Genomic DNA, 11,931 nt, shown 5'->3' on the forward strand with positions numbered 1-11,931 from the left:
CGAGGTCAGTTCTCGGCGGCCAGCTGCCCACACGCCGCGGCGATCTCCTGCCCGCGGGTGTCGCGGACGGTGCACGAGACGCCCTGCGCCTGCACCCGCCGGACGAACTCACGCTCGACCGGTTTGGGGCTGGCGTCCCACTTGCTACCCGGTGTGGGGTTGAGCGGGATGAGATTGACGTGCACCAGCGGGCCGAGCGCCTTGTGCAGCTTCTTCCCGAGCATGTCGGCGCGCCACGGCTGGTCGTTGACGTCGCGGATGAGCGCGTACTCGATCGACACGCGGCGACCCGACTTGTCGGCGTAGTAGCGGGCCGCGTCCAGGACCTCGGCGACCGACCAGCGGTTGTTGACCGGGACCAGGGTGTCGCGCAGTTCGTCGTCGGGCGTGTGCAGCGACACCGCCAGCCGCACCGACATCTCCTCGTCGGCGAGCTTGCGGATCGCGGGCGCGAGCCCCACGGTGGAGACCGTCACCGCACGCTGCGAGATACCCAGACCGTCGGGGGACGGCGACGTGATCCGCCGCACCGCGGCGACCACCCGCTTGTAGTTGGCGAGCGGCTCCCCCATCCCCATGAACACGATGTTCGACAGCCGCCCGGGACCGCCCTCGACCTCGCCGTCCCGCAAGGCCGCAGCGGCGGCACGCACCTGGTCGACGATCTCGGCGGTCGAGAGGTTGCGGTCCAGACCGCCCTGACCGGTGGCGCAGAACGGGCACGCCATACCGCAGCCGGCCTGGCTGGAGATGCACAGCGTGGCCCGATCCGGGTAACGCATGAGCACGCTCTCGAGCAGCGTGCCGTCGTTCGCCTTCCACAGCGTCTTTCGCGTCTGTCCGGCATCGCACGCGACGTGCTTGACGACGTCGAGCAGCCGCGGGAACAGCGCGGCGCCGACCTTCTCGCGCATGCCGGCGGGCAGATCCGTCATCTTGTCGGCGTCAGCCTCGAGCCTGCCGTAGTACTGCCGGGCCAGCTGATCCGCTCGGAAACCGGGCAGGCCCAGCTCCTTGACGGCCTCCTTGCGCTCGTCGGCGTCGAGGTCGGCGAGATGGCGCGGCGGCATTCCGCGTCGCGGCGCGTTGAAGACGAGGGGGAGGGAGACAGTCATAGTGCTTCCATTCTCCCACTGCCCGGCCGGGGTGTCCGATGCGCGTGCGAAACACCACACCGTGGGTGATGATCGACACATGGCCGAGAACCGACGCGAGGAACCCGAGGACGTCCCGGCGGCACCGATGGAGCCGCTCCCGGGCGGTCCCGTGCACGGCCGTCACGAAGGGGCCGGCGGACTGACCCCGCACGACCGGCACAAGCTCGGCCGCACCCGGGCGGCGACCACCTGGACCGGGCTGGTCGTGGGCATCGTGGTCGCGATCCTGCTGTTGATCTTCATCCTGCAGAATCTCGACTCGGTGACCTTCGAACTGTTCGCGTGGGAGTTCAGCCTGCCGGCCGGCATCAGCCTGCTCCTGGCGGCCATCGCGGGTGCGCTCATCATGGCGCTCGCCGGTGGCGTGCGGATCATCCAGATCCGCCGCGTCGCCAAACGCGCCGGCTCCGTGACCGACGACACCTCACCGCAGTAGCCCGCGCTCCCCCGTCCGGGGCACGATGGAAGTCACGACAGGAGTACGCCTTCCGGACGAGGAGCTGCCCCGTGACGACACACATGCACCGGCCCGCCCGCGCGACGATCCGCGCCGATCTGGCCCGCTCCTGGTTGCTCACCGCAGCCACCCGGGCGGACGCCTTTCCTCGCCCCGCCGCGGTCGACGCGCTGATCCTCGACCTCGAGGACGCCGTCGCTCCCGCCGACAAGCCTGCCGCCCGTAAGTCCGTCGTGGACTGGCTGGGCGACGGTCGCGAAGCGTGGGTCCGGATCAACGACGCGACGACGCCTCACTGGGGAGAGGACCTCGACGCCGTGGCCGGGCTGCCCGGCCTGTCCGGCGTGATGCTCGCCAAGACCGAGAGCGGTGGTCAGGTCGAAGCCACCCGCGAACGACTACCGGACGGAACCCGGATCATCACGCTCATCGAGTCCGCGGTGGGCCTCGAGGCGGCGCCCGAGATCGCCCGCGCCGAGGGAACCTTCCGCCTCGCGTTCGGCAGCGGCGACTTCCGGCGCGACACCGGTATGAGCGACGACGTGCTCGCGATGGCGTATCCCCGTTCCCGGCTCGTCATCGCCAGCCGCGCGGCACGACTGCCCGGCGGGCCCATCGACGGGCCGACCGTGTCGGCGAACGACACCATCCTGCAGCGCGACTGCCAGGCCACGGTGTCACTCGGGCTGACCGGCAAGCTCTGCCTGCACCCGGATCAGGCGCCGGCGGTCAATCGCGCGCTGAGCCCCGACGCCCACGACATTGCGTGGGCCCGGGAGGTCATTGCCGAACTGGGCACCGACGGCGAGCGCGTGCGTGACGGCAGCGATCTGCCCCGGCTGGCCAAGGCCAAGAAGCTCACCCACCTGGCCGGTGAGTTCGGCCTCGTCTGACCGTCAGTTCGAGCAGCCCGATCGCGCCGGCACCCCGTCGAATCGGTCGGTCATCCAGTCGAGCGCAGACGGCAGGCCCGACACCATCGGCAGGCCGTGTCCGACGACGAACCCCGGTGCGATCGGTGGGATCTCCTCGGTGCGGAACTCGACCGTCGCCCCCTGAGCGCACCAGTCGGCGGCCAGTCGAGTGGCCTGGGTGTGCGGAATCAGGTCGTCGTTGCGCCCCTGCACGATCAGCACCGGGCTCCCGGGCGTCGACCGTCCGATGCGCTGCTCGTCGACCACCGCGCTCACCGACGGCAGCGCGTCGATGAGTTCGGCGAGCGAGCGTCCGTCCTTCGTCCACTCGGTGGTGCGGTGCAACCCGTATCGCGCGATCGTCTCCGGGACGCACTGAGCGGCAATCTCGTCGAGCGCCTGTCGACCCGCGGGAGCGAGCGCGCCGTCGATGTCGGCGCGGGTCTCCGGGTACCCGGCGTAGATGCTGTTGACCGCGTAGCCCAGCAGTCCGGTCGCGAGCCCGCCGTCGAGCGCCGCCGCCACCGTACGCAGGTCGGCCGGGGGCCCACCCGCGTACGTCCCGCGGACGTCGAGGTCGGGCGCGTACGACGGCTGCATCTCGGCCGCCGAGGCTGCCGCCCCGCCGCCCTGCGAGTAGCCCCAGAACCCGATCGGGTTGTCGTCGCCGATCCGGCTGCCGGGCAACGCCTTCACGGCCCGAGCGGCGTCGAGCATCGCGTGCCCCTGCGCACGGCGGTCGACGTAGCTGTGCATCCCTGCGGTCCCGAGCCCCTGGTAGTCGGTGACGACGACGTCGATGCCGCGCGAGAGCAGGGCGTGCACCTGCAGCACCTCGTACTCGACCGCGAAGTCCAGCGGAGCGTTGTAGTGGACGCCGTCCTGGAAGAGTCTGGACGGCGCACACTGGTCGCCCTGCCCCTGCGTGCCGGGCCCCAGAACGACCAGTGGGCGGGGGCCCGCACCGATCCACGGCAGGCTCGCGTCGAAGTAGGTGCCGGACGCCGCGGTCGCGGCGCCGTGAGCATCCGTGGTGCGGTACATGATTCGCTGTGCACCCGACGGCCACGGCCCCTGCTGGTTCGGGATCGACAGCAGCGGCGGGTACGGCTGCGTGTCCACCACGGTGCCCGGTGCTCCCCCGAGTGCCGACGCGGGCACCTCGTAGAAATCGGCGGGTGCGGCGGACGCGGTCACCCCCGACGTGACGGCGGCCGCGAGGCACGCTCCCAGAACTGTCGCAATACGGCGCATCCCCCGCGGTGTAAGCATATGAGTCACCTCACACGATGACAGCGAATGTTGTCAATACCGCGGGTAACACCTATCCGGTCAGACGATCAGTCCGGTCGGCACGGACCGCGTGTGGATGCGGTAGCCGACCTCGACGCCGAGGCCCGACGTCTCGGCGAGCGCCCTGGCCGCGGTTCGCTCGGTGAATTCGATGCCGAACACCGCGTGCATCGCGTCCCGGTCCGGAAACTCCCAGCGGGTGCGGACCCGCCGCATCGCGAATCCCTGGGCCGCGAAGAAGCCCTCCACCGCGTCCGGGTCGTAGTGCGGCAGATCGGCACGCATCCAGTTGCCGTACGGCGGGACCGTGGCGTCGAGATCGACGATTGCCAGAACTCCCCCGGGCCGCAGCACCCGCATCGCCTCGAGGATGCCCGGGCCGCACCCGGGCCCGAAGAAGTACGCGGTGCGCGCGTGCACCACGTCGACCGAGGCGTCGGGCACCGGGAGCGCCTCCGCGGAACCCTGCAGGACGGAGATCGCGGGGTGCCCGTCCACCCGGGCGCGAGCGGACGCCACGAGCGGTGGGTGCGGTTCCACCCCGACGACCGACCGTGCCCGCTCGGCGAAGACCGGCAAATGGAATCCGGCGCCACACCCGACGTCCAGTACGTCGCGACCACACCAGTCGGCCAGCTCCGCGAGGGCCTCGAACACGACGCCGTCGGCGTCCTGGGCCCGGTTCTCGATCTCGTAGATCGCGGGCCAGTGCCAGATGTTCGGGCTCGGGATCGGTCCCCGAGCCCGTCCACGGCCCCCGCGCAGCCGGCTCACACCAGAACGGTGAGGACGAGCCAGGTGACGAAGGCGGACGGCAGCAGTGAATCTAGGCGATCCATGATGCCTCCGTGCCCGGGCAGCAGAGTGCCCATGTCCTTGATGCCCAGTTCACGCTTGACCTGGGACTCGATCAGATCGCCCAGCGTCGCCGTGAAGACCAGCGCAACGCCCAGGAGGACGCCGACGAGCGGATTCGCGTCGAGGATGAACGTCACCGTCGCCACACCACCGATGACGCAACCCACCAGGGATCCGGCGAATCCCTCCCAGGACTTCTTGGGGCTGATCGCCGGGACCATCGGATGCTTGCCGAAGAACACGCCGGCCACGTAGCCCCCGACGTCGGAGCACACCACGACGATCATCAGACAGAACACCCGAGCGGGACCGTCGTCCTGCAGCACCATGAGCGTCGCGAAGGACGCGAGCAGCGGGATCCACGCGGCGACGAACACCGCGACCGCCGTGTCCCGCAGGAAGTTGCGCGGTGTCGCCGCCAGGCCGTGGTCGAACAGGCGCCACACCATCGTCACCAACGCCGTGCCGGCGAACGCCCCCAACACCCCCGTCGTCCCGTACGGCCAGCTCAACCAGATGATCACCTGGCCACCGACCAGCAGAGGTATCAGCGGCACGTTGATGTCGGCGTCGCGCAGGCGCTTGGCGACCTCCCACGTCGCGACGGCCATCGCAACCGCCACGACACCGATCCACACGAGCGGCACGTAGACCAGGATCAAGATCACCGCTACGCCGAGGCCGCCGCCGACGGCGATCGCGGCAGGCAGGTTGCGTCCGGCTTTCGAGGCCGGGGCGGCTGTAGCCGCGGGGGAACCGTCAGCTTTCCCCACAGCTAGACCTCCATCAATTCGGCTTCCTTGTGCTTCACCAGCTCGTCGATCTGGCTGACGTAGCGCGAGGTGGTCTTGTCGAGTTCCTTCTCGGCGCGACCGACCTCGTCCTCGCCGGCCTCGCCGTCCTTCTGGATGCGCGAGAGTTCGTCCATCGTCTTGCGCCGGACGTTGCGGATCGCCACCTTGGCGTCCTCGCCCTTGCTCTTCGCCTGCTTGACGAACTCGCGACGACGCTCCTCGGTGAGCTGCGGGACCGAGATGCGGATGATGCTGCCGTCGTTGCTGGGGTTGACGCCCAGGTCGGAGTTGCGGATCGCATTCTCGATCGGCCCGAGCTGCGACGCCTCGTACGGCTTGATGATGACCATCCGAGCCTCGGGCACGTTGATGCTCGCGAGCTGCGTGATGGGCGTCATCGAGCCGTAGTACTCGACGACGACCCGGTTGAACATGCCCGGGTTGGCTCGACCGGTACGAATGGAGCCGAGGTCGTCCTTCGCAACCGTGATGGCCTTTTCCATCTTCTCCTCGGCCTCGAAGAGAGCTTCATCAATCACGGCTGTTCCTCCGTCTCGTATCCATCGCGGTCGCGGGCGCCGCGATCCATGATCACTTTGCCCGTCGTCATGACTTGACCAGTGTTCCGATCTTCTCACCGGACACCGCGCGCGCGATGTTGCCCTGGGTGAGGAGGTTGAACACCATGATCGGCATCTGATTGTCCATGCACAGGCTGAACGCGGTCGCATCCGCGACCTTCAGCCCCTTCTCGATCACCTCACGGTGGGTGATCTCGCTGTACATCGTGGCGTCCGGATCCACCCGCGGGTCGGCCGAGTAGACGCCGTCGACGGCCTTCGCCATCAGGACCACCTCGGCACCGATCTCGAGCGCGCGCTGCGCGGCCGTGGTGTCGGTGGAGAAGTACGGCATGCCCATGCCCGCACCGAAGATCACCACACGCCCCTTCTCGAGGTGGCGGCGAGCACGCAGCGGCAGGTACGGCTCGGCGACCTGCCCCATCGTGATGGCGGTCTGCACGCGGGTGTCCACGCCCTGCTTCTCCAGGAAGTCCTGCAGCGCAAGGCAGTTCATGACCGTACCGAGCATGCCCATGTAGTCCGAGCGGGCGCGGTCGAGGCCACGCTGCTGCAGTTCGGCACCGCGGAAGAAGTTGCCACCGCCGATGACGACCGCCACCTGGACACCCGAACGGACGACCTCGGCGATCTGGGCGGCGACCGTCGTCACCACATCCGGATCGAGCCCGACCTCACCGCCGCCGAACATTTCACCGCCGAGTTTGAGGAGCACACGTCGGAATCCTGGACGTTCGTCGGCCGGTGCGGTCATAATTCTCCCTCGGTTCCTGCAGATAGTTCGGTTCTAGAAGTACTACGGTTCGTCGGCGGGCGACAACGCTGCTTCGCGGGTGCCGAGCACCCGGCGAAGCCGCCGGAACAGGCCCTATCATCCTGCCTCATTCACCGGTGGTCGACCCAGCCGACCCACCCACCGCGCAGATCGGCCCCGCACGGAACGGATGGGGCGGAACGCCGGTCGGGAAACAACCCGAACCGACGACCGCACCAACCGGCCGGCGGGGCCGATGTGTCGAGTGCGACTAGCTGGCGCCGACCTCGAACCGCGCGAAGCGGGTGATCGTGGCGCCGGCCTCGTCCAGAAGAGCCTTGACGGTCTTCTTGGAGTCGGTGACCGAGGACTGCTCGGTCAGGACGACATCCTTGTAGTAGCCGTTGACGCGACCCTCGACGATCTTCGGGAGCGCAGCCTCGGGCTTGCCCTCCTCCTTCGCCGTCTGCTCGGCGATACGACGCTCGTTCTCGACGATGTCCGCGGGGACCTCGTCACGGGTGACGTACTTGGCCTTGAGCGCGGCGACCTGCATCGCAGCACCGCGAGCAGCCTCGGCCGCAGCCTCGCCCTCGCCGGTGTACTCGACGAGCACGCCGACGCCCGGGGGCAGGTCCGACGCACGCTTGTGCAGGTAGGTCGCGACAGCGCCGTCGAACGCGACGTAGCGACGCAGCTCGAGCTTCTCGCCGATCTTGGCAGACAGCTCCTGGACCAGGGTCTCGACGGTCTTGCCGTCGACGTCGACGGCCTTGAGGCCCTCGAGGTCGGCCGGCTTCGCGGCGGCGGCAGCAGCGACGACCTTGTCGGCCAGCTCCTGGAACTCCGCGTTCTTCGCGACGAAGTCGGTCTCGGCGTTGAGCTCGATCATGACGCCGTCGCGGGCTGCGACCAGGCCCTCGGCCGTGGTGCGCTCGGCTCGCTTGCCCACGTCCTTGGCACCCTTGATGCGCAGCAGCTCGACGGCCTTGTCGAAGTCGCCGTCGGTCTCGGTGAGCGCGTTCTTGCAGTCCATCATTCCGGAGCCGGTGAGCTCACGGAGCCGCTTGACGTCGGCGGCGGTGTAGTTCGCCATGGGGGCGATCCTCCTCGGATGAGTTTCGGATGCCAGGTTCCGCGGATCGCGCGGGAACCTGACGAAGCAGGTGAGCGAAACGGCCCCGACCGCAAGGGGTCGGGGCCGAATCGACTAGGACTGCTGAGCGTCCGCGGCCGGAGCCTCGGCCTCTGCCTCGGCGGCCGGAGCGGCCTGCGAGAGGAGCTCCTGCTCCCACTCGGCGAGCGGCTCGCCCGTGCCGGCCTCCGGCTTGGCGTCCTTGTCGGCGCTCGCACCGGCGCGAGCCTGCAGGCCCTCTGCGACGGCGGAGGCGACGACCTTGGTCAGCAGGGCGGCGCTACGGATCGCATCGTCGTTGCCCGGGATCGGGTAGTCGACGACGTCGGGGTCGCAGTTGGTGTCCAGGATCGCGATGACCGGGATGTTCAGCTTGCGCGCCTCGCCGACGGCGATGTGCTCCTTGTTGGTGTCGACGACCCAGATGGCCGACGGAACCTTGGCCATGTCCCGGATGCCGCCGAGGGTGCGGTCGAGCTTGGTCATCTCACGCGTGAGCATGAGGATTTCCTTCTTGGTGCGACCCTCGAAGCCACCGGTCTGCTCCATCGACTCGAGCTCCTTCAGGCGCTGCAGGCGCTTGTGGACGGTCGAGAAGTTGGTGAGCATGCCGCCGAGCCAACGCTGGTTGACGTAGGGCATCCCGACGCGAGTTGCCTCGCCGGCGATGGACTCCTGCGCCTGCTTCTTGGTACCGACGAACAGGATGGTGCCGCCGTGAGCGACGGTCTCCTTGACGAACTCGTACGCCTTGTCGATGTACGTCAGCGTCTGCTGCAGGTCGATGATGTAGATGCCGTTGCGGTCGGTGAAGATGAAACGCTTCATCTTCGGGTTCCAACGGCGGGTCTGGTGCCCGAAGTGTGCGCCGCTGTCGAGCAGCTGCCGCATGGTTACAACAGCCATGGCTGTGTACCTCTTCTTTCATGTGCCGGTTGTCGCAGGAATCGGTAACTCCTGCCCTGGCGCCCGCCCGGTGTCGGACCTGCACGAATGCGGGACCAGCCGACAGCCGGTTTTGTGCGCGGGCGCGCGAAGTCGGACTGTGCGTGCACAGACCGCCCGACAAGTGTACGGCGTGGGCCGCTACCGGCCTAACCCGCCGGTCGGGGGCCTTCCGGCAGCACTGACACCGCGGTACCTGGAGCGCTCGGAAATCTGTGGACAGGAATTTCCTCCATCCACAATCCGCTCCGCGGCAGCCCACCGCGCGGTTGCGTCGGGTTGGCTCGGCGAATGACTTCGACGACGTTCGCACGGGCGCTGGTGTGCGTGGCGCTGTTCCTCGTGTCGTGTCCGGCCGCGACGGCAGGTCCGGCGGCGGCCGCGCCGATGCCCGCGCAGGGCCCCGTGACGGTGACCGCGCCGGTTGCCACGACGAACCGACAACCGTTCGGCTGGCCGTTGCGACCGCGCCCGCCGGTGGTGCGGCCGTTCGATCTTCCGGAGCGCAACTGGCTTCCCGGGCACCGCGGCGTCGACCTCGCCGCGGTGCCCGGCCAGACGGTTCTCGCCGCGGGAGCGGGCACGGTCGTGTTCGCGGGCACGGTCGCCGGCAAGCCGGTCGTCTCCGTCGATCACCCCGGCGGGCTGCGCACCACGTACGAACCGGTCGAGGCGACGGTCTCGGCAGGACGACGCGTCGAACGTGGAACCGTTCTGGGCACCGTTGCACCCGGGCACCCCGAGTGCGCCGCGGCGGCATGCCTGCATTGGGGGCTACGGCGGGATCGCGAGTATCTCGACCCGCTCCCTCTGGTCGGGGCGGTGCGAATGCGCCTGCTACCGAGCGGTGGGACCGATCACGCGCGCGGGTGAGCCTGGTCGTGCACCGCCCGCAGTCGCGCCACCGAGACGTGCGTGTAGAGCTGGGTGGTCGCAAGACTCGAGTGCCCCAGCAACTCCTGCACCACGCGCAGGTCCGCACCACCCTCCAGGAGGTGGGTGGCCGCCGAGTGCCGCAGACCGTGCGGCGCGAGGTCCGGGGCGCCGGGGACCGCCTGCACTACGTCGTGCACCACCGCCCGCGCCTGGCGCTGGTCGAGACGTCCGCCCCGTCGGCCGAGCAGCAGCGCGTCGCCCGAACGCTCGTTCACCAGTTCCGGGCGCCCGGAACGCAACCACGCCCCGATCGCGTCCTCGGCCGGCCGGCCGAACGGGACCACCCGCTCCTTGTCACCCTTGCCCAGTACCCGCAGCACTCGCCGATCGTGATCGATGTCGCCGAGATCGAGCCCGCACAGCTCGCCGACGCGGATCCCGGTCGAGTACAGCAACTCGACGATCAAGCGGTCCCGTACGGCCACGGGATCTTCCTGGGCCGCACCGGATTCCGCCGCGACCATCGCTTCCGCGGCCTGCTCCTGGCGCAGCACGGGTGGCAGCGTGCGGTGTGCCTTGGGGGCGACCAGCCGGATGCCGGGATCCACGGGCATCCGCCCCGTGCGTTCGGCCCAGGCGGTGAAACCCTTCGCCGACGACGTCCGCCGCGCGAGCGTCGTCCGAGCCGTACCCGCCGCCGCCTGCGCCGCGAGCCAGGCGCGCAACACCCGCAGATCCAGGTCCGCCAGCACCGCGTCGGGCCGATCGCGGCACAGGAAACCGAGCAGACCGGCCACGTCCGCACGGTAGGCGCGAACGGTGTGTTCGGATCGGCCCCGTTCGAGACGGAGGTACTCGTCGTAGTCGTCGAGGTGCATCCGCAGCGGGGGCGGCAGTTGCGAATCGGGCGACCGAGAATCCATGCACTCAACCGTCGCTGCGACCACCGGAATTCGCAAGTGTCCGCGCCGGTAGGGTTCTCGCGTGAAACGAGCGATTCCCCTCCCCATGTTGTGCGTTCTGGCCCTACTCTCGGCGATCGCTCCCCTGGCCACCGACATGTACCTTCCGGCGTTGCCGTCGATGACGGGCGCGCTCGACACGTCGGACACGAGCGTGCAGCTGACGCTCGCCACCTTCATGGCCGGACTCGGCGTGGGCCAGCTGATCGTCGGACCGCTGTCCGACGGCCTGGGCCGGCGGAAGCTGCTCATCGTCGGGACCGTGTTGTGCGCGATCAGCGGGGTGTTGTGCGCGATCGCCCCCACCGTGGAGATCCTCATCGCGGCCCGCCTGCTGCAGGGTTTCAGCGGCGGCGCCGGAATCGTGTTGGCGCGCGCCGTGATCGCGGACCGCGCCAAGGGCGACGTCGCGGCCCGGCTGTTCAGCATCATGATGATCATCGGCGGCGTGGCACCCGTCGTCGCCCCGTTGATGGGCGGCGCGCTGCTCGGCCCGATCGGGTGGCGGGGCATCTTCTGGGTCCTCGCCGGGGCGTCGATCGTCATGTTCCTGGGCGTGCTGTTCCTGGTCCCGGAGACGCTTCCGAAGGATCGCCGGCACGGCGGCGGGCTGGCGGCGCTGACCCGGAACATGAACTACGTCGTGCGCAACCGCGTGTACGTGGGCTACGCGCTGACGTTCGCGTTCGGCTTCGGCGCGTTGTTCTCGTACATCTCGGCGTCGTCGTTCGTCGTCCAGGAGGTGATGGGCCTGTCCCCCGGCCAGTTCTCGATCGTCTTCGCGATCAACTCGGCGGGCATCGTCGCCGGCAGCATCGTCAACACCAAGCTCATCGGAACGTTCCAGGCCCGCCAACTGCTGACGTTCGGCGTCGGTCTGCTGCTCACCGCGGGCGTGTCGCTCCTGCTCGCGACCACCGTCGGTGGCACGCGGATCTGGATGGTCCTGCCGCTGCTGTTCGGTGTGGTCACGAGCATCGGCTTCATCATGGGCAATGCCACGGCACTGGCCCAGGGGCAAGTGCCGGAGGCCGCCGGCACCGGCTCGGCGCTGATGGGCGCCTGCCAGTTCGGACTCGCCGCCATCGTGTCGCCGCTGGTGGGGATCGGTGGTACCGCGGTACCGATGGCGATCGCGATCGTCGTCTCGGGCGCCGTCGCGATGACCGCTCTGAGGACTTTGGCCCGCACCGCGTAGGGCGCGG

Annotated in this window: 13 protein-coding genes; 4 read left to right on the forward strand and 9 right to left on the reverse strand. The window is 69.2% G+C overall.

The features are described 5' to 3' along the window. Window positions 1-5: 5 nt before the first annotated feature. On the reverse strand, window positions 6-1,115 hold the full coding sequence (rlmN, locus tag A6I89_RS17970) for a dual-specificity RNA methyltransferase RlmN (protein WP_013415681.1): 1,110 nt from the start codon (window positions 1,113-1,115) through the stop codon (window positions 6-8). 79 nt (window positions 1,116-1,194) lie between these two features. On the opposite strand from rlmN, the gene A6I89_RS17975 reads away from it, so the two are divergent. Together A6I89_RS17975 and A6I89_RS17980 are read left to right on the forward strand one after the other, a co-directional pair. After that, window positions 1,195-1,593 (forward strand): LapA family protein, encoded by a 399-nt coding sequence (locus tag A6I89_RS17975; RefSeq protein ID WP_022595287.1) that lies wholly within the window; start codon window positions 1,195-1,197, stop codon window positions 1,591-1,593. Window positions 1,594-1,664: 71 nt separating this feature from the next. Next, entirely contained in the window at window positions 1,665-2,507 is an 843-nt protein-coding gene (locus A6I89_RS17980; protein ID WP_005513908.1) for an HpcH/HpaI aldolase/citrate lyase family protein, read from the forward strand. Window positions 2,508-2,510: 3 nt separating this feature from the next. Here A6I89_RS17980 and A6I89_RS17985 read toward each other — a convergent pair whose 3' ends face one another. From A6I89_RS17985 to rpsB, 7 genes are all read right to left on the reverse strand, one after another. Continuing rightward, the gene (locus tag A6I89_RS17985) at window positions 2,511-3,782 is read right to left on the reverse strand and encodes a lipase family protein (RefSeq protein ID WP_044990849.1); all 1,272 of its coding nucleotides are present in this window, start codon (window positions 3,780-3,782) and stop codon (window positions 2,511-2,513) included. Window positions 3,783-3,860: 78 nt separating this feature from the next. After that, a complete protein-coding gene (locus A6I89_RS17990) occupies window positions 3,861-4,595 on the reverse strand; it encodes a class I SAM-dependent methyltransferase (RefSeq protein ID WP_005513910.1) in 735 nt (244 codons plus the stop codon). Next, complete coding sequence (locus A6I89_RS17995) at window positions 4,592-5,452, reverse strand: phosphatidate cytidylyltransferase (protein ID WP_013415677.1); 861 nt, start codon at window positions 5,450-5,452, stop codon at window positions 4,592-4,594. The genes A6I89_RS17990 and A6I89_RS17995 overlap by 4 nt, the downstream gene beginning before the upstream one ends. Before the next feature lie 2 nt (window positions 5,453-5,454). Continuing rightward, window positions 5,455-6,012: a ribosome recycling factor gene (frr, locus tag A6I89_RS18000; protein ID WP_005513912.1), complete on the reverse strand. Its 558-nt coding sequence runs from the start codon at window positions 6,010-6,012 to the stop codon at window positions 5,455-5,457. 67 nt (window positions 6,013-6,079) lie between these two features. Beyond that, window positions 6,080-6,808: a UMP kinase gene (gene pyrH / locus A6I89_RS18005; protein WP_005513913.1), complete on the reverse strand. Its 729-nt coding sequence runs from the start codon at window positions 6,806-6,808 to the stop codon at window positions 6,080-6,082. A gap of 271 nt (window positions 6,809-7,079) precedes the next feature. Beyond that, window positions 7,080-7,904: a translation elongation factor Ts gene (gene tsf, locus A6I89_RS18010; RefSeq protein ID WP_005513914.1), complete on the reverse strand. Its 825-nt coding sequence runs from the start codon at window positions 7,902-7,904 to the stop codon at window positions 7,080-7,082. A gap of 114 nt (window positions 7,905-8,018) precedes the next feature. Next, a complete protein-coding gene (rpsB, locus tag A6I89_RS18015) occupies window positions 8,019-8,849 on the reverse strand; it encodes a 30S ribosomal protein S2 (protein WP_013415675.1) in 831 nt (276 codons plus the stop codon). A gap of 330 nt (window positions 8,850-9,179) precedes the next feature. Here rpsB and A6I89_RS18020 point away from each other — a divergent pair, with 330 nt between their 5' ends. Then, complete coding sequence (locus A6I89_RS18020) at window positions 9,180-9,761, forward strand: M23 family metallopeptidase (protein ID WP_022595282.1); 582 nt, start codon at window positions 9,180-9,182, stop codon at window positions 9,759-9,761. Here A6I89_RS18020 and A6I89_RS18025 read toward each other — a convergent pair. After that, complete coding sequence (locus A6I89_RS18025) at window positions 9,746-10,687, reverse strand: tyrosine recombinase XerC (RefSeq protein WP_013415673.1); 942 nt, start codon at window positions 10,685-10,687, stop codon at window positions 9,746-9,748. The two genes, A6I89_RS18020 and A6I89_RS18025, sit on opposite strands and share 16 nt — an antisense overlap. 85 nt (window positions 10,688-10,772) lie before the next feature. Between A6I89_RS18025 and A6I89_RS18030 the strand changes: the two genes are divergently transcribed. Next, entirely contained in the window at window positions 10,773-11,924 is a 1,152-nt protein-coding gene (locus tag A6I89_RS18030; protein WP_022595270.1) for a multidrug effflux MFS transporter, read from the forward strand. Window positions 11,925-11,931 lie beyond the last annotated feature (7 nt).

This window comes from Prescottella equi, assembly GCF_002094305.1.
Lineage (GTDB): Bacteria > Actinomycetota > Actinomycetes > Mycobacteriales > Mycobacteriaceae > Prescottella > Prescottella equi.

Bases quoted from the DNA above. Each gene is read 5' to 3' on its own strand.
- A6I89_RS18030 (WP_022595270.1), top strand. From the start codon at position 10,773: ATGTTGTGCGTTCTGGCCCTACTCTCGGCGATCGCTCCCCTGGCCACC.
- tsf (WP_005513914.1), bottom strand. From the start codon at position 7,904: ATGGCGAACTACACCGCCGCCGACGTCAAGCGGCTCCGTGAGCTCACC.
- A6I89_RS17975 (WP_022595287.1), top strand. From the start codon at position 1,195: ATGGCCGAGAACCGACGCGAGGAACCCGAGGACGTCCCGGCGGCACCG.
- pyrH (WP_005513913.1), bottom strand. From the start codon at position 6,808: ATGACCGCACCGGCCGACGAACGTCCAGGATTCCGACGTGTGCTCCTC.
- A6I89_RS18020 (WP_022595282.1), top strand. From the start codon at position 9,180: ATGACTTCGACGACGTTCGCACGGGCGCTGGTGTGCGTGGCGCTGTTC.
- A6I89_RS17985 (WP_044990849.1), bottom strand. From the start codon at position 3,782: ATGCGCCGTATTGCGACAGTTCTGGGAGCGTGCCTCGCGGCCGCCGTC.
- rlmN (WP_013415681.1), bottom strand. From the start codon at position 1,115: ATGACTGTCTCCCTCCCCCTCGTCTTCAACGCGCCGCGACGCGGAATG.
- A6I89_RS18025 (WP_013415673.1), bottom strand. From the start codon at position 10,687: ATGGATTCTCGGTCGCCCGATTCGCAACTGCCGCCCCCGCTGCGGATG.
- rpsB (WP_013415675.1), bottom strand. From the start codon at position 8,849: ATGGCTGTTGTAACCATGCGGCAGCTGCTCGACAGCGGCGCACACTTC.